The organism is Pseudomonas monteilii, from assembly GCA_001534745.1.
GTDB lineage: Bacteria > Pseudomonadota > Gammaproteobacteria > Pseudomonadales > Pseudomonadaceae > Aquipseudomonas > Aquipseudomonas alabamensis.
This window is the reverse complement of the sequence record CP013997.1, coordinates 4,306,838-4,333,138: the sequence shown is the minus strand read 5'-3', so window position 1 is coordinate 4,333,138 and position 26,301 is coordinate 4,306,838. Positions and strand designations below refer to the sequence as shown.

The 26,301-nt window shown below is 63.9% G+C and carries 23 protein-coding genes; 12 read left to right on the top strand and 11 right to left on the bottom strand.

Features of this window, described 5'->3' with window-relative positions:
- Positions 1–142 precede the first annotated feature (142 nt).
- Complete coding sequence (locus APT63_18565) at positions 143–1,678, bottom strand: 2,3-bisphosphoglycerate-independent phosphoglycerate mutase (protein ID AMA47470.1); 1,536 nt, start codon at positions 1,676–1,678, stop codon at positions 143–145.
- 207 nt (positions 1,679–1,885) lie between these two features.
- Here APT63_18565 and APT63_18560 point away from each other — a divergent pair, with 207 nt between their 5' ends.
- The 3 genes from APT63_18560 to APT63_18550 are packed head-to-tail and all read left to right on the top strand — an operon-like array spanning position 1,886 to position 3,079.
- Positions 1,886–2,299, top strand: a complete 414-nt coding sequence (locus APT63_18560) for a sulfurtransferase (protein AMA47469.1) — start codon at positions 1,886–1,888, stop codon at positions 2,297–2,299.
- A 1-nt stretch (position 2,300) separates the two neighbouring features.
- Positions 2,301–2,555, top strand: a complete 255-nt coding sequence (locus APT63_18555; GenBank protein ID AMA47468.1) for a glutaredoxin — start codon at positions 2,301–2,303, stop codon at positions 2,553–2,555.
- A 41-nt stretch (positions 2,556–2,596) separates the two neighbouring features.
- On the top strand, positions 2,597–3,079 hold the full coding sequence (locus tag APT63_18550) for a preprotein translocase subunit SecB (GenBank protein AMA47467.1): 483 nt from the start codon (positions 2,597–2,599) through the stop codon (positions 3,077–3,079).
- A 349-nt stretch (positions 3,080–3,428) separates the two neighbouring features.
- Here APT63_18550 and APT63_18545 read toward each other — a convergent pair whose 3' ends face one another.
- On the bottom strand, positions 3,429–3,884 hold the full coding sequence (locus APT63_18545; GenBank protein AMA47466.1) for a tRNA (cytosine(34)-2'-O)-methyltransferase TrmL: 456 nt from the start codon (positions 3,882–3,884) through the stop codon (positions 3,429–3,431).
- Between APT63_18545 and APT63_18540 the strand changes: the two genes are divergently transcribed.
- Entirely contained in the window at positions 3,883–4,320 is a 438-nt protein-coding gene (locus APT63_18540; protein ID AMA47465.1) for a hypothetical protein, read from the top strand. The two genes, APT63_18545 and APT63_18540, sit on opposite strands and share 2 nt — an antisense overlap.
- A gap of 205 nt (positions 4,321–4,525) precedes the next feature.
- Here the strand turns inward: APT63_18540 and glnG are convergent, their stop codons facing one another.
- From glnG to glnA, 4 genes are all read right to left on the bottom strand, one after another.
- Positions 4,526–5,962 carry a nitrogen regulation protein NR(I) gene (glnG, locus tag APT63_18535; protein ID AMA47464.1) on the bottom strand — a complete coding sequence of 479 codons (1,437 nt, stop codon included), beginning with the start codon at positions 5,960–5,962 and terminating at the stop codon, positions 4,526–4,528.
- The gene (locus tag APT63_18530) at positions 5,959–7,044 is read right to left on the bottom strand and encodes a PAS domain-containing sensor histidine kinase (protein AMA47463.1); all 1,086 of its coding nucleotides are present in this window, start codon (positions 7,042–7,044) and stop codon (positions 5,959–5,961) included. Before APT63_18530 ends, glnG begins: the two co-directional genes overlap by 4 nt.
- A 254-nt stretch (positions 7,045–7,298) precedes the next feature.
- Entirely contained in the window at positions 7,299–7,754 is a 456-nt protein-coding gene (locus APT63_18525; GenBank protein ID AMA47942.1) for a chorismate mutase, read from the bottom strand.
- 256 nt (positions 7,755–8,010) lie between these two features.
- Positions 8,011–9,417 (bottom strand): glutamine synthetase, encoded by a 1,407-nt coding sequence (gene glnA / locus APT63_18520; protein AMA47462.1) that lies wholly within the window; start codon positions 9,415–9,417, stop codon positions 8,011–8,013.
- 330 nt (positions 9,418–9,747) lie between these two features.
- Between glnA and APT63_18515 the strand changes: the two genes are divergently transcribed.
- The 3 genes from APT63_18515 to APT63_18505 all read left to right on the top strand — a co-directional run bounded on the left by APT63_18515 (position 9,748) and on the right by APT63_18505 (position 14,765).
- On the top strand, positions 9,748–11,202 hold the full coding sequence (locus APT63_18515) for a tRNA 4-thiouridine(8) synthase ThiI (GenBank protein ID AMA47461.1): 1,455 nt from the start codon (positions 9,748–9,750) through the stop codon (positions 11,200–11,202).
- 127 nt (positions 11,203–11,329) lie between these two features.
- The gene (locus APT63_18510; protein AMA47460.1) at positions 11,330–13,150 is read left to right on the top strand and encodes a GTP-binding protein TypA; all 1,821 of its coding nucleotides are present in this window, start codon (positions 11,330–11,332) and stop codon (positions 13,148–13,150) included.
- 184 nt (positions 13,151–13,334) lie between these two features.
- A complete protein-coding gene (locus APT63_18505; protein AMA47459.1) occupies positions 13,335–14,765 on the top strand; it encodes a PhoPQ-activated pathogenicity protein in 1,431 nt (476 codons plus the stop codon).
- 25 nt (positions 14,766–14,790) lie between these two features.
- Here the strand turns inward: APT63_18505 and APT63_18500 are convergent, their stop codons facing one another.
- The 5 genes from APT63_18500 to APT63_18480 all read right to left on the bottom strand — a co-directional run bounded on the left by APT63_18500 (position 14,791) and on the right by APT63_18480 (position 20,281).
- Complete coding sequence (locus APT63_18500) at positions 14,791–16,137, bottom strand: channel protein TolC (protein ID AMA47458.1); 1,347 nt, start codon at positions 16,135–16,137, stop codon at positions 14,791–14,793.
- 20 nt (positions 16,138–16,157) lie between these two features.
- On the bottom strand, positions 16,158–17,672 hold the full coding sequence (locus tag APT63_18495) for a multidrug MFS transporter (GenBank protein ID AMA47457.1): 1,515 nt from the start codon (positions 17,670–17,672) through the stop codon (positions 16,158–16,160).
- Entirely contained in the window at positions 17,669–18,736 is a 1,068-nt protein-coding gene (locus APT63_18490; GenBank protein ID AMA47456.1) for an MFP transporter, read from the bottom strand. The genes APT63_18495 and APT63_18490 overlap by 4 nt, the downstream gene beginning before the upstream one ends.
- Positions 18,737–18,899: 163 nt before the next feature.
- Positions 18,900–19,628, bottom strand: a complete 729-nt coding sequence (locus APT63_18485) for an AraC family transcriptional regulator (GenBank protein AMA47455.1) — start codon at positions 19,626–19,628, stop codon at positions 18,900–18,902.
- A 248-nt stretch (positions 19,629–19,876) separates the two neighbouring features.
- Positions 19,877–20,281 carry a Fe-S-oxidoreductase gene (locus APT63_18480; protein AMA47454.1) on the bottom strand — a complete coding sequence of 135 codons (405 nt, stop codon included), beginning with the start codon at positions 20,279–20,281 and terminating at the stop codon, positions 19,877–19,879.
- Between the two features lie 181 nt (positions 20,282–20,462).
- On the opposite strand from APT63_18480, the gene APT63_18475 reads away from it, so the two are divergent.
- The 5 genes from APT63_18475 (at position 20,463) to APT63_18455 (ending at position 26,245) form a co-directional block, all read left to right on the top strand.
- On the top strand, positions 20,463–22,913 hold the full coding sequence (locus APT63_18475; protein AMA47453.1) for a glycogen phosphorylase: 2,451 nt from the start codon (positions 20,463–20,465) through the stop codon (positions 22,911–22,913).
- Between the two features lie 223 nt (positions 22,914–23,136).
- Positions 23,137–24,147, top strand: coding sequence for a fructose-bisphosphatase (locus APT63_18470; GenBank protein ID AMA47452.1), 1,011 nt, complete (start codon positions 23,137–23,139; stop codon positions 24,145–24,147).
- Between the two features lie 3 nt (positions 24,148–24,150).
- Positions 24,151–24,747, top strand: a complete 597-nt coding sequence (locus tag APT63_18465) for a hypothetical protein (GenBank protein AMA47451.1) — start codon at positions 24,151–24,153, stop codon at positions 24,745–24,747.
- A 671-nt stretch (positions 24,748–25,418) separates the two neighbouring features.
- Positions 25,419–25,676 (top strand): hypothetical protein, encoded by a 258-nt coding sequence (locus tag APT63_18460; GenBank protein ID AMA47450.1) that lies wholly within the window; start codon positions 25,419–25,421, stop codon positions 25,674–25,676.
- Positions 25,673–26,245 (top strand): lipocalin, encoded by a 573-nt coding sequence (locus APT63_18455; protein AMA47449.1) that lies wholly within the window; start codon positions 25,673–25,675, stop codon positions 26,243–26,245. The genes APT63_18460 and APT63_18455 overlap by 4 nt, the downstream gene beginning before the upstream one ends.
- Positions 26,246–26,301: the final 56 nt, after the last annotated feature.

Here is a 26,301-nt window from a genome sequence, read left to right as displayed (position 1 = left end):
CATACCGGGGATGGAGATCGACCTAGTATGCCCGCCATGGCGCACAAAAAAAATGCTTGCGGGCATCCAGGACGCCAGCGATGCCGTCGCCAGCCAGCGTCGGCGGCCTGGGCCGCTCCTGCGAGCTGGCGAAAGGCAGGGCTCAGGCGTCGATCAGGATCGATGTGCCGGTCATTTCGGCCGGCTGTTCCAGGCCCAGCAGCTTGAGCATGGTCGGCGCCACGTCCGCCAGGACGCCGCCTTCGCGGACCTTGAGGCTGCGCTTGCCGACATAGATGAACGGTACCGGCTCGGTGGTGTGCGCGGTGTGCGCCTGGCCCGTGCTTTCGTCTTCCATCTGCTCGACGTTGCCATGGTCGGCGGTCACCAGCGCCTCGCCGCCGACCTTGTCCAGGGCCTCGACGATGCGGCCCACGCAGGTGTCGAGCGCCTCGACCGCCTTGACGGCCGCCGCGAACACGCCGGTATGACCGACCATGTCGCCGTTGGCGTAGTTGACGATGATCACGTCGAAGCGCTGCTGCTCGATGGCCTCGACGATGCGGTCGGTGACTTGCGGCGCGTTCATCTCCGGTTGCAGGTCGTAGGTCGCGACCTTCGGCGAGGGGATCAGGATGCGCTCTTCACCTTCGAACGGTTCCTCACGGCCACCAGAGAAGAAGAAGGTCACGTGGGCGTACTTCTCGGTCTCGGCGATGCGCAGCTGGGTCTTGCCGTGCTTGGCCAGGTACTCGCCCAATACGTTGTCCAGGCTGGCCGGTGCGAAGGCCGCCGGTGCCGCGATCTTGGCCGAGTACTGGGTCAGGCCGATGTAGGCCGCGAGCTTGGGCAGGCGCGCCCGTGGGAATTCGCTGAAGTCCGGCTCGACGAAGGCGCGCGACAGTTCGCGGGCGCGGTCGGCGCGGAAGTTCATGAAGATCACCGCATCGCCATCGTCGACCGTGACCGCCTCGCCAATGCGCGTGGCCTTGACGAATTCGTCGCTCTCGTCCCGTGCGTAGGCCGCCTGCAGGCCAGCCAGGGCGGTGTCGGCGGTGTAGTCGGCGGTGCTGTCGACGATCAGGTTGTAGGCTGCGCTGACGCGGTCCCAACGGTTGTCGCGGTCCATCGCGAAGTAACGGCCGATCAGGCTGGCGATGCGGCCTTTGCCCAGGCGGGCGAACGTGGCGTCCATCAGTTCGATGGACGCCTGGGCGCTGCGCGGCGCGGTGTCGCGACCGTCGAGGAAGGCGTGCAGGTAGATCTTCTCGGCGCCACGCTGGGCTGCCAGCTCGACCATGGCGACCAGGTGGTCCTGGTGACTGTGGACGCCACCGTCCGACAGCAGGCCCAGGACGTGGACCGCCTTGCCGGCGCTCACGGCCTTGTCCACGGCGCCAGTCAGCACCGGGTTCTCGAAGAACTCGCCGTCGCGGATGGCCTTGGTGACGCGGGTGAAGTCCTGGTACACGACGCGCCCGGCGCCCAGGTTCATGTGTCCGACTTCGGAGTTGCCCATCTGCCCGTCCGGCAGGCCGACGTCCATCCCGGAGCCCGAGATCAGCCCGTGGGGCAGGGTGGCGCGCAGGCGATCGTAGACCGGCGTGTTCGCGGCGTGGATGGCGTTGTACTCGGGGCTCTCGCTGTGCCCGAAGCCATCCAGGATGATCAGGACCAAGGGTTTGGGCGTACTCGTCATCGGATCCCACTCACAATTGTCAAAGAGGATAAGGACACGCATTTTAGGGCAAATTCACCGGGGCTGACGAACATTCGTCCGGCGGGCCGTCGATCGGGTCGACTCGCCAGTGGATGACAAGATCTTTCCAGGCGCCGGTCGGGCTTTGGTGGGCCAGGGGCGGTGTGTATACTGGCCGACATTTTCATTCGCCTGGAACACCCATCGATGGTTGCCAACCTGATTCAATTCGCTACCAACCACATGCTCTTGGTGGCGATCTTCGTCGTTCTGCTGGTTCTGCTGCTGGTCAACGAAATGCGTCGCGGCGGCCAGAGCCTGAGCAATGGCCAGCTGACCGCGCTGGTCAACGCCGACAAGGCCGTGGTCATCGACATCCGTCCTGCCAAGGAATACGCCGCAGGCCACATCGTCGGCGCCCTGAACATCCCGCAGGACAAGCTGCTCGGCCGCGTGGGCGAGCTGGAAAAGCACAAGGCCAAGACCCTCATCCTGGTCGACAGCATGGGCCAGCACGCCGGCACGCACTGCCGCGAACTGCTCAAGTCCGGCTTCACCGCCGCCAAGCTCAGCGGCGGCGTGTCCAGCTGGAAAGCCGACAACCTGCCTTTGGTGAAGTGATATGAAGCCCGTCCTCATCTACTCCAGCGATTATTGCCCCTACTGCATCCGCGCCAAGCAGCTGCTGACCCGCAAAGGCGTCGACTTCGAGGAGATCAGGGTCGACGGCAAGCCGCAGCTGCGCGCCGAGATGAGCCAGAAGGCCGGCCGCACGTCGGTGCCGCAGATCTGGATCGGTGACACCCACGTCGGCGGTTGCGACGAACTCCACGCCCTCGAGCGCGCCGGTCGGCTCGACGCGCTGCTCGAGGCGTGATGCCCCCACTGTTCCACCCTCTTTCAGGATAAGGATCTGCCATGACTGACCAACAGACCACCGGCGCGGCCGAAGACACTTCCCCGCAGTTCTCCATGCAGCGCATCTACGTGCGTGACCTGTCGTTCGAAGCCCCCAAGAGCCCGGCGATCTTCCGCCAGCAGTGGGAGCCGAGCGTCGCGCTGGACCTGAACACCAAGCAGAAGGCCCTGGAAGGCGACTTCCACGAAGTGGTCCTGACCTTGTCGGTCACGGTCAAGAACGGTGAAGAAGTCGCGTTCATCGCCGAAGTTCAGCAGGCGGGCATCTTCCTGATCAAGAACCTCGACGCGTCCTCGATGAGCCACACCCTAGGTGCGTTCTGCCCGAACATCCTGTTCCCCTACGCGCGCGAGACCCTGGACAGCCTGGTGACCCGTGGTTCGTTCCCGGCCCTGATGCTGTCGCCGGTCAACTTCGACGCCCTGTACGCGCAGGAAATGCAGCGCATGCAGGAAGCCGGCGAGGCGCCGACTCAGCAGTAAGCCAAGGCTTTCGGCCCGCTGGCAATGCCTCGGGCCGATACCCTGCCATCGTTACTGGCCTGCAACAGGCCTTGGCAGGCGCTGGTCTGCCAGTGATACACCAGGGTCGAGGCATGCGGCGAAGCGGCTACCGCTCTCGCGGACAAGCCCACAGGTCGGCATGAACGACCCCCGCCTTTCGGAAAACCGCATGAGCCTTTGCAGGAGCTTGCTCTTGCAGGTAGGCATGAGCGTCTCCGTCTTTCGGCGAACTCTGCGAGCGTTGTGGGAGCTGGCTTGCCAGCGATAGGCTCGTGACGTCACCGCCTCGAACGCCCGCTGCCACGGCGCTCTCGAGCCCCGCTGCGTGCTACCTGAAGTCCTGCTGGCGCCACGCCTCATAGACCGCCACCGCGACCGTGTTGGACAGGTTCAGACTCCTGCACCCCGGTTGCATCGGCAACCGCACCCGTTGTTCGGCGGGCAGGCTGTCGAGTACATCGGCCGGCAAACCGCGGCTTTCCGGCCCGAACAGAAACGCATCGCCTGGTTCATAGGCGACCTCATGGTACGGGTGCGACGCCTTGGTGGTGAACGCGAACACCCGCGGTTGCCCCAGGCTTTCCAGGCACTGCGCCAGACTTTCGTGGCGCTTGAGCGTGGCATACTCGTGATAGTCGAGCCCGGCGCGGCGCAGGCGCTTGTCGTCCAGCTCGAAGCCGATCGGTTCGATCAGGTGCAGGTGGCAGCCACTGTTGGCGCACAGACGAATGATGTTGCCGGTGTTCGGCGGAATTTCAGGTTGAAAAAGGATCACGTGAAACATGCACGGCTCCAAGCACGAAGATGGTGAGCATTCTACCCCCGAACCGGACCCGCGTTATAAGGCTTGGAAGCGCATGCTGCTGTCCCTGGCGTTGTTCGGGGTGCTGGTCGGCCTGATGATCGGCCGGCTGACCGCGCCCCAGACACCTGTACTGGAGCAGATTCTGGTGCAGGAAGGGGGGCTGGACCTCTGGTTCGACGAGGCGCCGAAGGTGCACGGCGAAAACGTGGAGGGCACTGTCGCGGTGCTGTTCGACGCGACCGGGGCGCCGGCCCAGGGCCACGTGCAATGGCAAGGCAAGCCTGTGGCCTGGCAAGTGCGTGCGCGCAAGGAGGGGTTATTGTTGACCCTGGTGGCTGCCCGCCCCCTGCACGGCGATTGGCACGGTGCAGAAGAGGCGGGGCGCTGGCGGGTCAGGGTGACGCTGCGGGAATAAAAGAGGGGATATCTCGGCCTGCCTGTACCAAGGTCCCCGAAACTGGAAGTACCTGAGCTATTGCAGGCGCCGTGCCAACTTCACAAATCCCGTAAAACCGCAGGATTCGGCGGTATTCCAGTGAGACTCACCAGTAAAATTGCCTTGATGCGGTGCAGGCGGCACAAGCACGGTGCACGAGCCGCCTTTTCCTTCTCCATCGGTCTCAGTGGTCCTCGCCGTCGTCCTCTTCCGCGCCGCCGACGTTCATCTCCAGCTCCTTGATCTTGCGTGTCAGCGTATTGCGGCCCCAGCCCAGCAGTAGTGCGGCATCACGTCGACGTCCGGCCGTGTGCTTGAGTGCGGTCTCGATCATGATCCGCTCGAAGCTCGGCACGGCGCTGTCCAGCAGGCTGGTCTGGCCGCGCGCCAGAGCCTGGTCGGCCCATTGGCGCAAGGCCTGCTCCCAGTTGGAAACCGGCGCCGCGTCCTGAGGCAGGTTCAGCAGCTCGGGCGGCAGGTCGCCGATCAGCACTTCACGGCTCGACGCCATCACGGTGATCCAGCGGCAGGTGTTCTCCAGTTGCCGAACGTTGCCCGGCCAGGGCAGGTTGCGCATGAACGCCTCGGTTTCCGGCTTGAGCAGTTTCGGCTCGACCGCCAGCTCCTGTGCAGCCCGGCCCAGGAAATGCCGCGCCAGGGTGTGGATGTCCTCGCGGCGGTCGGCCAGGCGCGGGATATGGATACGGATCACGTTCAGCCGGTGGAAGAGGTCTTCGCGGAACTTGCCGGCCTGCACCAGGGTTTCCAGGTTCTGGTGGGTCGCCGCGATGATGCGCACGTCCACCTTCACCGGAATGTGTCCACCCACCCTGTAGAATTCGCCATCGGCCAGCACCCGCAGCAACCGCGTCTGGGTATCGGCCGGCATGTCGCCGATCTCGTCGAGGAACAGCGTGCCGCCGTCGGCCTGCTCGAAGCGACCGCGACGCAGGTTGGCGGCCCCGGTGAACGCACCTTTCTCATGGCCGAACAGCTCGGACTCCATCAGGTCCTTGGGAATGGCGGCCATGTTCAGTGCGATGAACGGTGATGCGGCGCGCGGGCTGTGCCGGTGCAGCGCATGCGCCACCAGTTCCTTGCCGGTGCCGGACTCGCCATTGATCAGCACGGTGATGTTGGAATGGCTCAGTCGGCCGATGGCGCGAAACACCTCCTGCATCGCCGGCGCCTCACCGATGATCTCGGGCGTACGGGCCAGCACCGCAGGCGCGCTCAGGCCCTGTTGCTCCTGGGCATGCTGGTTGGCGCGCTTGACCAGCGCCACCGCCTCGTCGATGTCGAACGGCTTGGGCAGGTATTCGAAGGCACCCCCCTGATAGGAGGCCACGGCACTGTCCAGGTCCGAATGCGCGGTCATGATGATCACGGGCAGGCGGGGGTACTGTTCACGGATCTGGGCCAGCAGGTCCAGGCCGCTGGCACCGGGCATGCGAATGTCGGAAATGATCACGTCCGGCTGTTGGCGAGCCAGGCGGCCCATGACCCCGTCGGCGCTGTCGAAACTCTGGGTGTTCATGCCCTCCTGCTGCAGGGCTTTTTCCAGCACCCAGCGGATCGAGCGGTCGTCGTCGACGATCCAGACGGTTTCACTTCGGCTCATGAGGCGGTGGCTCCTTGTTCCAGGGGCAGGAAGATCGAGAACGTGGTGTGGCCAGGATGGCTGTCACATTCGATCAGGCCCTGATGCTGGCTGATGATGTTCTGGGTGATGGCCAGGCCGAGCCCGGTACCGTCCGGGCGTCCGCTGACCATGGGGTAGAAGAGGGTGTCCTGCAGCTCGGCTGGAATGCCGGGGCCGTTGTCGATGATCTCGACGCGGGCCACCAGGCGGTGCCGGGTATGACCGATGGTGAACTGGCGCATGGCGCGGCTGCGCAAGGTGATGCGGCCCAGGCGCAGTTCATTCTGCGCGCCGATCGCCTGCATGGCGTTGCGCACGATGTTCAGCACGGCCTGAATCATCTGCTCGCGATCGATCAGCACGTCCGGCAGGCTCGGGTCGTAGTCGCGTACCAGGGTGATCACGCCTTGGCTTTCGGCTTCCACCAGGCTGCAGACCCGCTCCAGCACCTCGTGGATGTTGGTCATGGCCAGGGAGGGCAGCTTGTTCGAGCCCAGCATGCGGTCGACCAGGTTCCGCAGGCGGTCGGCTTCCTCGATGATCACGTTGGTGTAATCGCGCAGGTCATCCCCGGGCAGTTGCCGGGCCAGCAGTTGGGCGGCACCGCGGATGCCCCCCAGCGGGTTCTTGATCTCGTGGGCCAGGCCCCGCACCAGCATCTTGGTGGTTTCCTGCTTGGACAGCTGCGCCTCTTCCTTGGTGATGCGCAACAGGCGATCACGCGGGTGCACCTCCAGCAGCAACAGCGTCTGGCCTTGATTGAGGATGGGCGTGACGGCGTAGTCGACGGTCAGGCTCTGGCCGTTGAGCGAGGTCAGCTGTGCCTCGCGCTTGGTGAACGGGTGTGCCTGTTCGACGGCCTGACGCAGCGAGTTGAGCGCCTCGGTCGACTCGGTGAACAGCTCGCTGATGAACTGCCCATGGCTGCGTTGACCGCTGACCGCCAGCAGCATCTCGGCGGCCGGGTTCATGTATTCCAGGCGCAGCGCACTGTCGAGCAGCAGGGTGGCAGTGGTCAGGTTGTCCAGGAGCAGACGGTGCAGGGCATCACTGATGGTCATGGGGCGTCGTCGACCTCTTTTGGCACATGGCTGCCTCGGTGAGGACCGTCGGCGGGCGCCTTGGCGATCCATGGTCCCCGAGAAATGCAAGAAACAAACCAAGGCTCCGAAAAGAAGCGGCGTTTCGGGGAAAAGACCTATATTCGGGCGTGCCTCCCCAAGGAGGCGTATTTCGATCTTGGTGAATGCCCTATAAAAGAGTGCGCTTGCCCTGGCTCACAAGTAAAACGCACCAAATTAGAGCATTGACTGTATCAGGCGTCTTTGCAAAGTTGCAGGGTGGCAACGCCGAGCGCCGCTTGTCGAAGAAGGTCGTTTGAGCTAGAGACTATTATCTGATACATCCACGGCCCACAGGTGGGTATACCCGCCTGCTCGAAGACAGCAAGGTGGCGCAGCAATTCGTGCTGCAGGGCGTCAAGCTGAGGTCGCAGCTCGGCGCGCAAGTCCTGGCGTGGGGTTTCGGGCGCCTGTTGGTTGTCCTTCCAGCGGTTCAGCAAGGTCTGCTGGATGAGCTTCCCGGCGGTCATCTGGTCGACGAAGAACGTTTCTGCCCGATCGGGATCCAGCCCATGCTTCGGCGCTTCGCGGCGCACGCTGGCGATGATCTGTCGCTCGCGCTCATCGTCCTGGACGGGCTGTCCAAGGTCCCACTTGTGCAAGGCGACGGCTTCGGCAATGTCCAGCCTGCGCTCGATGAGGTCCACCAGGGGTTTCAGCCTCGATTCGACGGGCGTGGCAGAAGAGAAACTGGCGAAGGTTATCAGGCTCAGGCTCACGGTCAGGATCAAGATCAGCGGCAGCAACAGGGTAAGGCGCATGGGAACGTCTCCGGGGGGCGAGACGTCGAGTGTGCTCGTCGTACCCAGGCGCTCAAGTCAGACGCTTCCCAAATAGCGATCGGAAAATGAAAAACGGCCTCCAGGGGAGGCCGTTTCGGATGCTCGACGTCAGGACGTCAGTGCATCAGAGGCTGTAGTACAGGTCGTACTCCAGTGGGTGCACGAAGGTGCGCACCTTGATCTCTTCTTCGGACTTCAGCTCGATGTAGGCATCGATGAAGTCGTCGGAGAAGACGCCGCCCTTGGTCAGGAAGGCGCGGCCCTTGTCCAGCTCTTCCAGGGCTTCCTTCAGGCTGCCGCAGACCTGCGGGATCTGCTTGGCCTCTTCTGGCGGCAGGTCGTACAGGTTCTTGTCGGCGGCATCGCCTGGGTGGATCTTGTTCTGGATACCGTCCAGGCCGGCCATCAGCAGCGCGGCGAAGCACAGGTACGGGTTGGCTGCCGGATCCGGGAAGCGTGCCTCGATACGACGGGCTTTCGGGCTGGATACGTACGGGATACGGATCGAGGCCGAGCGGTTGCGCGCCGAGTAGGCCAGCATGACCGGCGCTTCGAAACCAGGCACCAGACGCTTGTAGGAGTTGGTGGCCGGGTTGGTGAAGCCGTTCAGGGCCTTGCCGTGCTTGATGATGCCGCCGATGAAGTACAGGGCGGTGTCGGACAGGCCGGCATAGCCTTCGCCGGAGAAGGTGTTCTTGCCGTCCTTGGAGATCGACATGTGCACGTGCATGCCCGAGCCGTTGTCGCCGTACAGAGGCTTGGGCATGAAGGTCGCGGTACGGCCATAGGCGTCGGCGACGTTGTGCACGCAGTACTTCAGGGTCTGGACTTCGTCGGCCTTGGCCACCAGGGTGTTGAACTTCACGCCGATTTCGTTCTGACCGGCGGTCGCCACTTCGTGGTGGTGGACTTCGACCACCTGGCCCATCTCTTCCAGGGCGTTGCACATGGCGGTACGGATTTCGTGGTCATGGTCGACCGGCGGCAGGGGGAAGTAGCCACCCTTGACGCCCGGGCGGTGGCCCTTGTTGCCGCCTTCGACGGCCTGGTCGGTCATCCAGGAACCCTGCTCGGAGTAGATCTTGAACATCGAGCCGGAGATGTCGGACTTGAACTTCACTTCGTCGAAGATGAAGAACTCAGGCTCGGGACCGACGAACACGGTGTCGCCGATGCCGGTGGACTTGAGGTATTCCTCGGCGCGGCGGGCGATGGCGCGTGGGTCGCGGTCGTAGCCCTGCATGGTGGACGGCTCGATCACGTCGCAGACCAGGATCAGGGTCGGCTCTTCGGTGAACGGGTCCAGCACGGCGGTGCTGTCATCCGGCAGGAGGATCATGTCGGAGGCTTCGATGCCTTTCCAGCCCTCGATGGAGGAACCGTCGAACATCTTGCCAGCTTCGAAGAAGTCGTCTTCCAGCGCATCGCGAGCTGGCATGGTGACGTGTTGCTGCTTGCCTTTGGTGTCCGTGAAACGCAGATCAATCCACTTGACGTCATGATCTTTGATGAGTTGAACCGACTTCGACATGTTGTCCTCCGGATGGTCTAGGGCGCGGTAGGCCGCTGCCCTGGAAAAGGGTGTCGCTGGGCCCGCATAGTCGGCCAAGCTTACCTGCCTCACAAGGGAGCAAATTGCATGCCAGTGCCCGAAAATGGCCAGCCAGCGCCGCCTGCATGCCTGAGCGCGGCATTTGGCTCGATGGCGCGGCCAGGATCGCACCCTTTGGAGGCAGGATTTCAAATCGACGCACCAATTTGGGGCATGACAAACCGTTTGTACAAAAGTTGCTCAAACCCTCAGGCATTTCCGCTATAATTCGCGCCCCTCATTTTCGGCAGGCATGCGCGCACCGCTTTCATGAAACTTATCGTCAAAGTCTTCCCAGAGATCACCATCAAGAGCCGGCCGGTGCGCAAGCGCTTCATCCGTCAGCTCGGCAAGAACATCCGTACCGTGCTCAAGGACCTGGATCCGGCGCTGTCGGTCGATGGTGTCTGGGACAATCTCGAGGTCAACACCCAGGTCGAGGACGAAAAGCTCCAGCGCGAGATGGTCGAGCGCATGAGCTGCATGCCGGGTATCGCGCATTTCCTGCAGGTCGAGGAATACCCGCTGGGCGACTTCGACGACATCGTCGACAAGTGCCGCGCGCATTTTGGCCCGTTGCTGGCCGGCAAGCGCTTCTCGGTGCGCTGCAAGCGCGCCGGTCATCATGACTTCACCTCGATGGACGTCGATCGCTACGTCGGCAGCCAGCTGCGCCAGCAGTGCGGCGCCGCCGGCATCGACCTCAAGCACCCCGAGGTGGAAGTGCGCCTGGAGATCCGTCACCAGCGCCTGTTCATCGTGCACACCCGTCACCCCGGCATCGGCGGCTATCCGCTGGGTGCCCTGGAGCAGACCCTGGTGCTGATGTCCGGCGGCTTCGACTCCACGGTCGCCGCCTACCAGATGATGCGCCGTGGCCTAATGACCCATTTCTGCTTCTTCAACCTGGGTGGGCGCGCCCACGAGCTGGGCGTGATGGAAGTCGCCCACTACCTGTGGAAGAAGTTCGGCAGCAGCCAGCGCGTGCTGTTCGTCAGCGTGCCCTTCGAGGAAGTGGTCGGCGAGATCCTCGGCAAGGTCGACGACAGCTACATGGGCGTGACCCTCAAGCGCATGATGCTGCGCGCCTCGGCTAACATTGCCGAGCGGCTGCAGATCGACGCGCTGGTCACCGGCGAGGCGATCTCCCAGGTGTCGAGCCAGACCCTGCCGAACCTGGCGATCATCGACCAGGCCACCGACAAGCTGGTCCTGCGCCCGCTGCTGGCCAGCCACAAGCAAGACATCATCGACACCGCCTACCAGATCGGCACCGCCGAGTTCGCCAAGCACATGCCTGAGTACTGCGGCGTGATCTCGGTGAACCCGACCACCTGCGCCAAGCCGCACCGCGTCGTGCGCGAGGAACAGGAGTTCGACATGGCGGTGCTCGAGCGTGCCCTGGAGCGTGCCCGCTTCATCTCGATCGACAACGTCATCGACGAGCTGGGCAAGGATGTGGCGGTCGAGGAGGTCGGCGAGGCACTGCCAGGCCAGATCGTCATCGACATCCGCCACCCCGATGCCCAGGAAGACGCACCGCTGGTGCTCGACGGCATCGAGGTCCAGGCCCTGCCGTTCTACGCGATCAACAACCGGTTCAAGCAGCTCGATGCCAACCGGCAGTACCTGCTTTATTGCGACAGAGGCGTCATGAGCCGCCTGCATGCGCATCATCTGCTCAGTGAGGGACATGCCAATGTGCGTGTTTATCGTCCGACATAAGACGCCGGGGCTGTATGGCGGCAGTATCCGCCATCGCCCTCCCGACCAACGGGCCTGCTGAGCACTGTTTGTTCTTATTGGCCGCCTACACTGGGCGGCGACCGAATCCTCTGATCGAGATACAGTTGTGATCGAAAATCTGCGTAACATCGCCATCATCGCCCACGTCGACCATGGCAAGACCACCCTCGTCGACAAGCTGCTGCGCCAGTCCGGCACCCTGGAGCGCGGCGAGCTCAATGACGAGCGCGTCATGGACTCCAACGACCAGGAAAAAGAGCGCGGCATCACCATTCTGGCGAAGAACACCGCCATCAACTGGAACGGCTACCACATCAACATCGTCGACACCCCCGGCCACGCCGACTTCGGTGGCGAGGTGGAGCGTGTGATGTCGATGGTCGACTCCGTGCTGCTGCTGGTCGACGCACAAGACGGCCCGATGCCGCAAACCCGCTTCGTGACCAAGAAGGCTTTCGAAGCCGGCCTGAAGCCGATCGTCGTGATCAACAAGGTCGACCGTCCGGGCGCGCGTCCTGACTGGGTACTGGACCAGATCTTCGACCTGTTCGACAACCTGGGCGCCACCGACGAGCAGCTGGACTTCCAGGTCGTCTACGCCTCGGCCCTGAACGGCATCGCCGGTCTCGACCACACCGCCATGGCCGAAGACATGACCCCGCTGTACCAAGCGGTCGTCGACCACGTGCCTGCCCCAGCGGTCGACCGTGACGGCCCGTTCCAGATGCAGATCTCCGCACTGGACTACAACAGCTTCCTGGGTGTCATCGGCGTCGGCCGCATCGCCCGTGGTCGCATCAAGCCGAACACCCCGGTGGTTGCCATCGATGCCGACGGCAAGAAGCGTAACGGCCGTATCCTCAAGCTGATGGGTCACCACGGTCTGCACCGTGTGGACGTCGAAGAAGCCCAGGCCGGCGACATCGTCTGCATCAGCGGTTTCGACGAGCTGTTCATCTCCGACACCCTGTGCGACCCGACTGCCGTCGAGGCGATGAAGCCGCTGACCGTCGACGAGCCGACCGTTTCCATGACCTTCCAGGTCAACGATTCGCCGTTCTGCGGCAAAGAAGGCAAGTTCGTCACCAGCCGTAACATCAAGGACCGTCTGGACAAGGAGCTGCTCTACAACGTTGCCCTGCGCGTCGAAGAGACCGACTCCCCAGACAAGTTCAAGGTCTCGGGCCGTGGCGAGCTGCACCTCTCGGTACTGATCGAAACCATGCGCCGCGAAGGCTTCGAACTGGCCCTGGGCCGTCCGGAAGTGATCATTCGTGAAGTCGACGGCGTCAAGCAAGAGCCGTTCGAGAACGTCACCATCGACATCCCTGAGGAATCCCAGGGCAAGGTCATGGAAGAGATGGGCCTGCGTAAAGGCGACCTGACCAACATGGTTCCGGATGGCAAGGGCCGTGTGCGCCTGGAATACAACATCCCGGCACGTGGCTTGATCGGTTTCCGTAACCAGTTCCTGACCCTGACCAACGGTGCGGGCATCCTGACCTCGATCTTCGATCGCTACGACGCCGTGAAGTCCGGCCACATGTCCGGTCGCCTCAACGGCGTTCTGGTCTCGGTCGAGACCGGCAAGGCCCTGACCTACTCGCTGGAAACCCTGCAGGCGCGCGGCAAGCTGTTCGTCGAGCACGGCCAGGAAATCTACGGCGGCCAGATCATCGGTCAGAACAGCCGCGACAATGACCTGGGCGTCAACCCGACCAAGGGCAAGAAGCTCGACAACATGCGTGCTTCGGGTAAAGACGAAGTCATCGCCCTGGTTCCGCCGGTTCGCTTCACCCTGGAACAGGCGCTGGAATACATCCAGGAAGACGAGCTGTGTGAAGTCACGCCGAAGTCGATCCGTCTGCGCAAGAAGATCCTGGACGAAGGCGAGCGTACCCGCGCTGCCAAGAAAGCCAAGAACTGAGTGAGCTCAGGCTGAATGAAGACGCCCCCGGTCGAAAGGCCGGGGGCGTTTTCGTTTGTGGGCTGCACGGTTCATGGGCTTTTTCCTAAATGGTTGTAAGGTTGTGCTTTTTCCGCCGGCTACTAGCTTGTAGGCAGGCGCCCCTTTCCCCAGGTTGAGTGCCTCATTCCAAGGAGGCCCTTCCATGAACTATCGTTTCGCACTGGCCATTCCCTGCCTGATGGCCAGTTTCCAGGCCAGCGCCGCGCAGGATTGCAGCAGCCTGCGCCCGCAGCAGGTCGTACAGTGCCACATGGCCAATGTCCGTCAGGCGCCGCTCGAGTCGGTCCTGATCGAGCAGAGCGCCGAACCGGGCTACGCGTTTCGGCGCTTCGAGCTGATGTCCCAGACCTGGGACCCGCAGCCGGTGGTCGAGCCGCGTCGCTGGAAGCATACGGTCGAACTGCACGTGCCCAGCCAGGCCGTGCCCGGCAAGGCGCTGCTGGTGGTGAACAACGGCCTGCGCCACAGCGACTCGCAGCATTTCGACTATTCACGCGAGGCCTTGCGCGAGGTGGCGCTGAAGGCCCGGGTCGCCGTGGTCATGATCAGCGATGTGCCCAACCAGTACCTGACGTTCAGCGACGCTGAACAGCCCCTGCGCGAGGACGATGCGGTGGCCCATACCTGGACCCATTGGATGCGCAACCCCGACGCCGCGGCCGAGCTGCCCCTGCATGTGCCCATGGCTGCGGCAGCCAGCCGTGCCATGGACCTGGCCGAGGTGGAGCTGAAGAAAGCCGGGGTCGCAGTGGACCGCTTCATCATCACCGGCGCTTCCAAGCGCGGCTGGAGCGCCTGGCTGACCGCCCTGGGTGACCCTCGCATCAGCGCGATCGTGCCCAGCGTGATCGACGTGGCGGACACCTCCACCATGCTCAAGGGGCTGCGCCAACGGTACGGCGGCCATTGGCCTGCTGCGCTCTGGCCCTACCAGAAGGCCGGCGCGCTGCAGCGCCTGGGCACGCCGCGCTTCGAGCAACTGATGGGGCTGATGGACCCGATGCGATACCTCGACGAGCCCGGGCAGCGCCTGGCGATCCCCAAGTATCTGGTGTCAGCCAGTGGTGACGATTTCTTCGCGCCGGATCAGGTGACCGACTTCCAGCAGCGTCTGCCCGGGCAGACCAGCCTGCGCGTGCTGCCGAACTCTGACCATGGTGGCGTGCGTAACGCGGTAGTGAGCACCCTGGTGCCGGCACTCAGGCGCCTGCGCGACGACGTCGCCTTGCCGAGCGTGCAGCTGTCCGTCAATCGGCAGGACGGGTCGAGTACCGTCGAGTTTTCCGAGCTGCCGGTGGCGGTCAAGGTATGGACTGCGAACAATAGCCGGGACCGTGACTTCCGTTATGCCTGCGGAGTCCGTTACACGTCCGTCACCCTCACGCCCCGACAGCGTTTTTCGCTGCCGCACACGCCGCCTGAGACCGGTTGGCAGGCACAGTTCGTCGAAGCACGCTTCGCCGATGGGTTCATCGCGACCAGTCCGGTCAGCGTCTTGCCGCAGGTCTATCCCGCGCATCCGCCTGCCCAGCAGGATGGCGCCTGCAAGAGCTTCCCAGCCGACGCACGCTGAGCCTGGCAGCGGCCCTTCGCGCGCCTCATCGGACCCAGTCGCTCACCCGGCGCAGGCTGGCGTCATCCAGGCTTGCACTGGATGCCAACAACTCGAGCTGGGCCATGAGCACGGCATGACGCTGCTCGGCCAGCCGCTGACGGGTATCGCTGACGCGCTGTTGTGCATCGAGTACCTCGGTGTCGATATGCGCACCTGCCTCGAAACCATGGGTCACCGCGCTCAGGTTGGTCTCGCTCGAGACCAATGCCTGCCTGAGCGCCTGGTAGCGGCTCAGGCCGCTGGTCACGCGCAGGTAGGCCTGACGTGCGGTCAAGGCGGCGGTGCGGCGTGCCTCCTCCAGTCTGTCGTTGGCTTCGTACTCCAGTGCTTGTGCCTCGCGGACCTGACTTGTGGTGCGCCCACCGGCATACAGGGGGATGTCCAGCTTGAGACCGACCACCGTCTGGCGGTAACGCGCCTCTGGCAAGGTCACGTCGTAGAGATCGCCGCCTACGGCAGAGAAACGCCCATGGGCGGCAATCAGGTCGACCGTCGGGAGATGTCCGGCGCGCTCGCGCTCGATACCCATGTGCGCCGTCCGCTGGACCAGTTCGGCAGCCTGGACGCTCAGGCTGCTGGTCTGAGCCTGGCTTGCCCACGCATCCGCCGAGGCCGGTTCTGGCGTCTGGAAGTGAATGTCATGACCAAGGCTGGCCGACGACGTGCGTCGACTGGCGGTCAATTGCGCCAGCGTTTCGATGGCCAGGTCCAACTGACCATAGGCAGCGATCCGGTCGGCCTCGGCGTCGTCATGGCGAGCCTGGATCTGTGCCAGTGCGTTCGCAGTGGCGGCCCCTTCGCCCAGCAACCGTTGGGTGCGTGCTCGTTGCCGGACCAGCGTGCGGAGCTGGTGCGTGCGTGTCTCCAACACTTCCTGGGCCAGCAATACGTCGAAGTAGGCGCGCGCTACCCGCAGCATCAGGTTCTGACGCGCCTGCTCGATCGCTACCTCGCTGGCACTCACCTGCAGCTTGCTCTGGTCATGGGCAATCACGTTCTGCCAGCGCAGCAGCGGTTGAGTCAGGACGACCGCATAGGCGTTGGAGTGATCCCGGTTACGCCGATAGTGATCACTCTCCTGGGCATCGACCCAGGCAGCGCCGCCAGTGGCCGAGAGGCTGGGCAGCAGGTCGGCGCGACGTTGCACCTGTCGCTCGGCGACTGCAGCAGCCTGGGCCTGTACGGCGGCGAAGGTCATGTCATGCGTGAGCGCGCGTTGATAGAGCGCATACAGGTCACTGCCTGATGCCGAGGGCGAGACCAGGAACAGTGTCAGGCCACCGAGCAGGCCGATTGAGGGGAGATCAGGGTACAACCTGGGAATACGCACGGAATGGCTCCATCGAATGACTAGCGGGCGAGGGTGCTGCGACGCATGAGCAACACCATGGGCAGACCGATCGCCATGACGGCTCCCAACGTGCCGAACAGCATGCTGAAGGCCAGCATCTGCGCTTGTTCACGCGCCTCCAGATAAGGCATCAGGACGGTCGCCTGCTGCCCTGTCGTACCCAGTGTCAGGAACAGCGGGTCCTTGGCGATACCGCCCCAGCCTCCAGCGACCAGCGCCGATTCGGTCACATGTTCGGACAGCAGGCGATAGCGCTCCCAGGCATAGCGCGTCAGCAAGGTGGCGGCGATGGCGATACCGACGCTGCCGCCCAGCTGACGCATCAGGTTGAGTACACCCGAGCCCCCCGAGACCAGGTGCACAGGCAGTCGGCGCATGGCCAGGTTGGTCAAGGGCACGAAAATCATGCCCAGCCCCAGCCCACGGATGATCAAGGGCCAGTAGAGCGTGTCGGGGTTGCTGGCCAGGGTGAACTGCGTGTGCAGGTACATTGCATAGCAGTACAAGGCGATGCCCAAGGTCACGAACACGCGTTCGTCGATCTTGTTCTCTTGCGAGAGCTTGCCGATGACCAAGGTGCTGACGGCACTGGCCACGGCCCCCGGGAAGATGACCAGGCCGCTCTGGTAGGCGCTTTGCTGGAGCAGCGTCTGCAGGAACAGCGGCACCATGAACAGCGTGCTGTACAGGCCGAAGCCGACGCAGAAGGCGCACATGCAGCCCATCAGGAATTCGCGGTCCTGGCACAGCGCAACGTTCACGATCGGCTGAGCAGCGCGTCGCTCCCACCAGAAAAACCCCAGCAGGCCGAAGGCGCTCAGCAACAGGCACGCCACTGTCCAGTTCGATTCGAACCAGTCCCAGTGTTCGCCACGTTCCAGCAGGATCTGCAAGCTGCCAACGCCGATGGCCAGCAGGCAGAAGCCGCTGTAGTCGATCTGGCTAGGTTTGCGTTCGTTGATCGAGTCGCTGATGCACAGCCAGCACAGCAGCAGAGCGACCGCGCCGATCGGCAGGTTGATGAGGAAGATCCAGTGCCAGGACAAGGCGTCGATCAGGTAGCCACCGACGCTCGGACCCAGGGTCGGCCCCATCATCACGCCAACACCGTACAGCGCCATGCCCGTACTGACTTTTTCCTTGGGAAACACATCGTAGATGATGGCTTGCGAGATCCCCAGCAATCCACCGCCGGCCAGTCCTTGAAGGACCCGAAAGCCCACCAGTTGCCAGAGCTCGTTGGACATCGCGCACCCCAGTGACGCCGCCACGAAGGTGGCGGTCGAGACCAGGTAGTAGCGACGTCGACCGAACCAGGCCGAGAGCCAGCCGCTGGTCGGTAGAATCACCACGTTGGCTACCACGTAGCCGGTCGATACCCAGGAGATCTCGTCGACCGAGGCACCGTAGGTGCCCATCAGGCTCGGGATGGCCACGTTGACGATGGTGACGTCCAACAGCTCCATCATCGACACCAGCGTGACGGTGAGGGCGATCAGGTAGGGTGATTTCATGGCACTGCGCTGCCTGGCGCATGCGCCTCGACTTCGACGAAGGCACTCATGCCGGGGCTCAGCAAGCCACTGTACGAGGCCGGCACGTCGTCCAGCGCGATTCGCACTTGAACGCGCTGAACCACCTTGGTGAAGTTGCCGGTCGCGTTCTCCTGGGGCAGCAACGAGAACCGCGCACCGGTGGCAGGCGCCAGGCTTTGCACCGTGCCAGCGAAGGTCGCGTCAGGAAACGCATCCACCGTGATTCGAGCTTTCTGTCCGACACGCACACGCCCGACCTGGGTTTCCTTGAAGTTGGCGGTAATCCACAGCGGTTCGGTGCCAATGAGGCTCATCAGCTTTTGTCCTGCCACCACGTACTGACCAGGCTCCACCTCTTTCTTGGACACGACGCTGGACAGCGGCGCGGTCTGCCGGGTGTCTTCGAGCCGGATCCGTGCGAGCTCGAGTTCGGCCTGCGCCGCGGCGATGCGATAGTCCTGGGCCTTGAGCTCGGCTTGGTTGGCCAGCGTGTTCTGAGCGGCGGCACGGGAATTGCCCCGCGCCACCTCCTGAGCATGATTCAACGCATCGAACCGTGCCTTGATCGCCTCCAGGTCCTGGGTGCTGGTCGCGCCCTGGGCGTGAAGTCGTCGCGCACGTTGATAATCGTTGCGTGCCTGTTCAAGGGTCGCGTGCGACTGTGCCAGAGCCGCCTCGGCCGCTTGACGTCGTGCCACGGCGCCGAGGATCTGGCTGTCCAGCTGCCCAGGGCTGCCGTCTTGACCGGCTGCCACGCGCAACGCTTGCCAATGGGCCTGGCGCTGAGCGAGCTGTTGGCGATACTCGCTGTCGCGGACTTGAAACAGCAGGTCGCCACTGGCCACGGGCATGTTGTCGATGACCGGCACCTGCGTCACCACACCGGACAGCTTGGCGCGGACCGGGATGATCACACCGTCGAGCTCTGCGTTGTCGGTGCTGACATAGGCCGTGGCATAAGCCCACCGTTGCCAGCCTAGAAATAGCAGGCCGCCGATCACGCCTGCACAGAGCGTCAGCTTGATGAGCTTACCCTGGGTCATGTCTTGCGTACTCCATCCCGCTTGGAAGGTGTCGCGACGTCGAGCGTCACGAGGCGATCAGAGGCTGGCGGCGAGCTGAGCATGGGGTTCATGAGCGCAGGTCGCCGGAACGGCTCGGCCCATCAGGTGCTGGACACACACGGCGCATATTGGCGCGATGACATCACTGTGTCTTGAACGAAACGCTTGTATGTCTCAATACCGAGGCCGCTGAGCTGGGCGTCATGCCGATCATCCGCCGCATCATGCGTGCGAGGTGCGCTTGATCGGCAAAGCCGCCATCGACCGCTGCCTCGGAGAGCGTGGCGCCGCTGGCGAGGGACTTGGAGGCACGCTCGAGCTTGTGCCAGATGAGCCATTGCGACAGCGAGACGCCCAGTTGTCGGGTGGCCACGCAGCGCAAGCGCGGCCCAGACAGGCCCACGGCGTGTGCCACTCGCGTGACGCAGCCAGGCCCACTTCGGTCCTGACGCAGCAGGTGAAGGGCTTTGCGCAGTCGCTGATCCATGGGTGTGTCGATGACGAGCAGGCGCTCGAGTGATTCGATGGCGCTTGGGAGAGCGTCTGCTGCACGAAAGCATTCGATGAGCGCGTCGCTGGCCAAGGCGATGCCGTCGTCGTCGAGCAGCGCGTTCAAGGCGCGGCCCAGGGCCATGTCGGGGCTGACGTAGATGAAGGCGACCGAATGGGGGCCTGGTAGGGCGCGATGTTCGACGTTGGGGCCAATGACGACACCGGGAGCATGCAGCAGGCGATCGGGCAGCTCGAGCGTGATGTCATGGCCAAGCCCGATGCACAGCTGGATGGCGACATGCGAGTGGGCACTGTTCTGATCGGTCCGCCCGATATAACCTGCCCATGAATCGCCGAACGTAACGCTGCCATCCCACATGAAACGTCTTCCTGCCTTGGACGATGTGAAACCCTGGGGTAGCGAGGCGGGTGCGTGACGCAGTCGCCACCCTCAGCGACGACACCTCCGGTCATCATCGCTGCGCGCCCGAACACCTCGAAGGGTGTGCGGCGGCGGCACAGTATAGGCAATCGACTACCGTTTGCGAGGTTTGCCAGATGTCCGGCCCCTGACAGGCGAGAGCCGTGTCATCGCGATGGGCGTCATGCAGGATCGGCGCTGGGTGGTCAGCGGGTCGCGGCCTTTGGCTTGTAGGCGCAGTAGCCCGGCCGCGGCCCTACCCGCGGATGGTTGCGGCAGGTGTCCGGTCGCTTGTCATAGATGGTGCACAGCCGGCTCTTGCGGTCCAGGTACAGGCAATCGTCGTTGCTCATGCGCGTCAAGGTGAAGATGCCCGACTTCTGGTTGAAACGCTCGACGATACCGTCCTTCTGCAGGCGTTTGGCGACGTTCTTCGGCGGTTCGTCCTTCTCGAACTCGTCCACCACGCCGATGCGGATCAGGTCGCGGATCTTCACCTCCACGGGCAGCGTGCAGCAGGTCGAGTGGCAGCCGCCACACATGTGGCTGGCGTAACGTTGCCAAGTGTCCAGGCGGTCCACTTCGGCGGCGGCGATCAGGGTCGGTTTCATCGGAATCAGAAAAGGTCAGGCGGGATGGGCGCGCGATCATACCGAAATTGCTCAATAAGTGAACAACCTTTCGCCGGTTATCCAAGGTGCAACAAACTCGAACCGCGCCTGCCATCCTGTGTCGAAGCGTCTAGGCTCACTCTTTCCATGGCATGTTGACCGACTGGCTCGAGGACGAAGTATGTCTCAGGATCTCAATACACGTGACGCGGAGGTGGCCGCATTCCGCGCCGCCGTACTGGACAAGCTGACCTATGCGATCGGCAAGGACCCGGAGCATGCCTTCGAGCATGACTGGTTCGAAGCGGTCGCCCTGGCCGCCCGCGATCACATGGTCGATCACTGGATGGACCATACTCGCCAGGCCTACCGGCGCAGCCAGAAGCGTGTCTATTACCTCTCCCTGGAATTTCTCATCGGCCGGCTGCTCTACGACAGCCTGAACAACCTTGGCCTGCTCGACATTGCACGCGAGGCGATGGATGGGCTGGACGTGGACCTGGAGCGGATCCGCCTGCTCGAGCCGGATGCGGCATTGGGCAACGGTGGTCTCGGTCGTCTGGCGGCCTGCTTCATGGAAAGCATGTCGACGCTGGGCATCGCCGCCCACGGCTACGGCATTCGCTACGAGCACGGCCTGTTCCGTCAGGCCGTGGTCGATGGCTGGCAGCAGGAGCAGACCGAGAACTGGCTGGATTTCGGCAACCCCTGGGAGTTCGAGCGCGCCGAGGTCATCTACCCGATCAGCTTCGGTGGCAGCGTCGAGACCGTCACCGATGCCGAGGGCCAGCAGCGGCAGATCTGGACACCCGGCGAGACGGTCCGTGCCGTCGCCTACGATACGCCGGTGGTCGGCTGGCGCGGCGCCAGCGTCAATACCCTGCGCCTGTGGCGCGCACGTGCGCTGGAAGAGCTGCACCTGGAGCGCTTCAACGCCGGTGACCATCTGGGCGCGGTGGCCGAGGTCGCGCGTGCCGAAAGCATCTCCCGCGTGCTGTACCCGGCCGACAGCACCGAGGCTGGTCAGGAGTTGCGTCTGCGCCAGGAGTACTTCTTCGTCTCGGCATCGCTGCAGGACCTGTTGCGGCGTCACCTGACCATGCACGATTCGCTGCTGAACCTGCCCGACGCGGCCGCCATCCAGCTCAACGATACGCACCCCTCGATCGCCGTGGCCGAGCTGATGCGCCAGTTGGTCGACCTGCACGAGATTCCGTGGGACACCGCCTGGGACCTGACCGTCAACACCCTGGCCTACACCAACCACACGCTGCTGCCCGAAGCCCTGGAGACCTGGCAGGTGTCGCTGATGGAGCGGATGCTGCCGCGCCACATGCAGATCATCTACCTGATCAACGCCTACCACATCGACGCGGTACGGGCCAAAGGGCTGCACGATTTCGAGCTGCTGCGCGCCGTCTCGCTGATCGAGGAAGACAATGGGCGCCGGGTGCGCATGGGCAACCTGGCGTTCCTGGGTTCGCACAGCGTCAACGGCGTCTCGGCACTGCACACCAAGCTGATGCGCAACACGGTGTTCGCCGACCTGCACCGGCTCTACCCGGAGCGCATCAACAACAAGACCAATGGCGTGACCTTCCGCCGTTGGCTGTACCAGTCCAATCCGCAACTGACCGACATGCTCGTCGAGGTGCTGGGGCCGGACTTCAAGGACCATCCGCAACGGCGCCTGGTCGACCTGGCGCCGTTCGCCGAGAAGACCGCCTTCCGCCGGCAGTTCGCCGAGCAGCGACTGCACAGCAAGCGCGCCCTGGCCAGCATCATCCAGGAACGCGTCGGCGTCACCGTCAACCCCGAGGCGCTGTTCGACGTTCAGGTCAAGCGGATCCACGAGTACAAGCGGCAACTGCTCAACCTGTTGCACACCGTGGCGCTGTACCAGGCCATGCGGGCCGAGCCGGAGACCCACTGGGCACCACGGGTGAAGATCTTCGCCGGCAAGGCGGCGGCCAGCTACCACCAGGCCAAGCTGATCATCAAGCTGACCAACGACATCGCCCGGGTGGTCAACAATGACCCGACCGTGCGCGGTCTGCTGAAAGTGGTGTTCCTGCCCAACTACAACGTCAGCCTGGCCGAAAGCATCATCCCGGCGGCTGACCTGTCCGAGCAGATCTCCACCGCCGGCTATGAAGCCTCGGGCACCAGCAACATGAAGTTCGGCCTCAACGGTGCGCTGACCATCGGCACGCTGGACGGTGCCAACGTCGAGATGAGCGAGCAGGTCGGGATGGACAACCTGTTCATCTTCGGCCTGACGGCCCAGCAGGTCGAGGCGCGCCGGCGCAGCGGCGATTTCGGCGCCAGTCAGGCGATTGCGGCCTCCCGTCGGCTCAGCGATGTGCTCGACGCCATCCGCAGCGGCGTGTTCTCGCCGGACGATCCTTCGCGCTACACCGGGCTGGTCGACTCGCTGGTGGCGTACGACCGGTTCCTGGTGTGCGCCGACTTCGATGCCTACTGGGATGCCCAGCGCCAGGTCGAAGCGCTCTGGCACCAGCCTCAGGCGTGGTGGCGCAAGGCGGTGCTCAATACCGCCCACATGGGCTGGTTCTCGTCCGACCGCACCATCCGCGAGTACGCCACCGAGATCTGGAACGCTCTGGACTGAGCCTGGCATGAGGAAGGGTGAGAGGGCGATGGACAGTTGCCCTCGTGGGTGCTGAACTACCCGAGCGGCGCGTCGTCAGATGCGCCGGACCCTGTCCCGACCCTCACCCGTGCCTTCGCCAAGGCGATCACGCGGGCGAGTGCGCCGGCGACAGCTCGCTAGCCTTCGACACTCCCTGTAGACTGCATGGGTTTATCGACCCCATTCCCTTCCGGAGCCACACATGTCCCGCGTTACCCTGAGTCGCTATCTGATTGAGCAGACCCGTAGCAACAATACCCCTGCCGATCTGCGTTTCCTGATCGAAGTGGTGGCGCGTGCGTGCAAGGAAATCAGCCACAACGTGTCCAAGGGCGCCTTGGGCGGTGTGCTGGGCAGCATGGGCACCGAAAACGTACAGGGCGAAGTGCAGAAGAAGCTCGACGTGATCTCCAACGAGATCCTGCTCGAGGCCAACGAGTGGGGTGGCCACCTGGCCGGCATGGCCTCCGAAGAGATGGACAATGCCTACCAGATCCCGGGTCGTTACCCGAAAGGCGCCTACCTGCTGGTCTTCGACCCGCTCGACGGCTCGTCGAACATCGACGTCAACGTCTCGGTCGGTACCATCTTCTCCGTGCTGCGTTGCCCGAACGAGTACCTGAGCCAGAACGAAACCCTGAACGAGCAGGCCTTCCTGCAGCCGGGCACCCAGCAAGTGGCGGCCGGCTACGCCATCTATGGTCCGCAGACCATGCTGGTGCTGACCCTGGGCAATGGCGTCATCGGCTTCACCCTGGACCGTGAGCTGGGCAGCTTCGTGCTGACCCACGAGAACATCCAGGTCCCGGAGACCACCGCAGAATTCGCCATCAACATGTCCAACCAGCGTCACTGGGAAGCGCCGGTGCAGCGTTACGTGGGCGAGCTGCTGGCAGGCGAGACCGGCCCGTTGAAGAAGAACTACAACATGCGCTGGATCGCCTCGATGGTGGCCGACGTGCACCGCATCCTCACCCGTGGCGGCCTGTTCATGTACCCGCGCGATTCCCGTGACCCGTCCAAGCCGGGCAAGCTGCGCCTGATGTACGAGGCCAACCCGATGTCGTTCATCATCGAGCAGGCGGGCGGTGCGTCCACCACCGGCCTCGAGCGGATCCTCGACATCCAGCCGGAAAGCCTGCACCAGCGCGTTTCGGTGATCCTCGGCTCGAAGCAGGAAGTCGAGCGCGTCACGGCCTATCACAAGGAGTAAGCCATGCTCGCACCTTGGCAGCCGTTGCTCGAGTGGTGGTTCGGTTGGGGCACCAGTGCCCAGGCCGTGGCCGACGAGAAAAGCACGCTGTGGTTCGGCAAGCACCATGACGTCGAGGCGTACGAGCGCTTCGGCGAATGGGTCGAGCAGGCGCTGGACGGTGGCCTGGACGAATGGCAACAGAGCCCGCAGGGCTGGCTGGGGCTGATCCTGCTGCTCGACCAGTTGCCGCGCATGATCTACCGCGACACGCCGCGTGCGTTCGAGGGGGATCGTCGCGCCCAGGTGGTGGCCATGCAGGGTCTGCAGCAGAACTGGGACTACCAGCTGCTGCCGATCCAGCGAGCGTTCGTGTTGCTGGTGCTGGAGCATTCCGAGGTGCTCGACTGGCAGCAATTGAGCGTGGAGCGCCACCAGGCGCTGCTCGGCGAGCAGCCCGAGAGCCAGCGCCGGCTGTTCGAAGGGTTCCTCGATTATGCCGAGCAGCATCAGCGCATCATCGAGCGCTTCGGCCGGTTCCCGCACCGCAACCTGGTGCTGGGACGACCGAGCACCAGCGAAGAGATGGACTTCCTGCTGGAGCCGGGTTCTCGGTTCTAGCGGCCCGCGCGTCGGTGAGCGCCCGCTGACCGACGCACGGCGGTGCCTGTCCTGGCGCCATCGCGGGCAAGCCCGCTCCCACAGGTACCCTGTAGCCTGCCAGGAAGCAGGATGGCTCAGCCTTCTAGTGGAAGCTGGAAAGCAGGCTGGCTCAGCCCTCCTGTGGAAGCTGGGAAGCAGGATGGCTCAGCCCTCTTGTGGAAGCTGGGAAGCAGGATGGCTCAGCCCTCTTGTGGAAGCTGGGAAGCAGGATGGCTCAGCCCTCTTGTGGAAGCTGGGAAGCAGGATGGCTCAGCCCTCTTGTGGAAGCTGGGAAGCAGGATGGCTCAGCCCTCTTGTGGAAGCTGGGAAGCAGGATGGCTCAGTCCCTTGTGGAAGCTGGGAAGCAGGATGGCTCAGCCCTCTTGTGGAAGCTGGGAAGCAGGATGGCTCAGCCCTCTTGTGGAGGCTGGGAAGCAGGATGGCTCAGCCTCCTGTGGGAGCGGGCTTGCCCGCGATGAGCGCGGCAAGCACCGGTGCAGTGCCAGACTGCCCATACCATGCAGCGCCATGGGTCGCTTCGTCACCCCGTGTCCCTCGCAAAAATCACCCTCCTCGGGAACCAATGAGTCCTCTTCGTATCCAAGGGCCCTGCAGGTCGACCGCCTGTGTCTTTCCCAGGAGCCGCGTGCATGCCTTCCTTGCGTTCTCTCATCGTCTTGTCGCTGTGTGTCGCCCTGGCCGCCTGCAGCAAACTCACCCAGGAAAACTACGCCAAGCTGGAAACGGGCATGACCCGCGTCCAGGTCGAGCAACTGCTCGGCAAACCGACCGAATGCTCGGGTGCCTTGGGCATCAGCAGCTGTACCTGGGGTGACCAGACCCGCTTCGTCAGTGTCCAGTTCGCGTCGGACCGCGTGGTGATGTACGCAGGGCAGGGGCTCCAGTGAGTCCTGTCCGTGCCGGCGCGATCGCAGGCCTGATCCTGCTCCTCGGGGGCTGCGCCTCGCCTTCCGTGGACAGCCTGGCGCCCCGCACGGCCGGTCACATCGACCTCAAGCGTTACCAGGGCAAGTGGTTCGAGCTGGCGCACCTGCCGCTGCGCCTGGAGCAGGGCTGTGCCCAGTCCGAAACCCACTACAACGTGCGTGCCGATGGCTCGCTGGGTGTGCTCAACCGCTGCCGGACACTGGACGATCGCTGGAGCGGTACCCAGGGCAGCGCCTGGCGCCAGGCCCCCGAGCGACCCGACAGGTTCTGGATCGCGTTCGACAAGGGGCTCGCCCACCTGATGCCGAGTCTGGCCAGGCGCGAGTACTGGGTGCTCTATGTCGACGAGCGCTACCAGCAAGCGATCGTCGGCAGCCCTGACCGCAGGTCGTTGTGGATTCTTTCACGCACACCGGTACTGGCGGTGGTCGAGCGCGAGCGGCTCCTGGCCAGGGCGCGGCAGCAAGGCTATGACACGACGCGCCTGGTCTGGCGCGTCGCCGATCGCGACATCGCTCGGCTCGACTGAGCGCCTCGGTCCATCGGCCTGGCTGACCGGGCCGGCCACTTCGACTGCACAGCGTG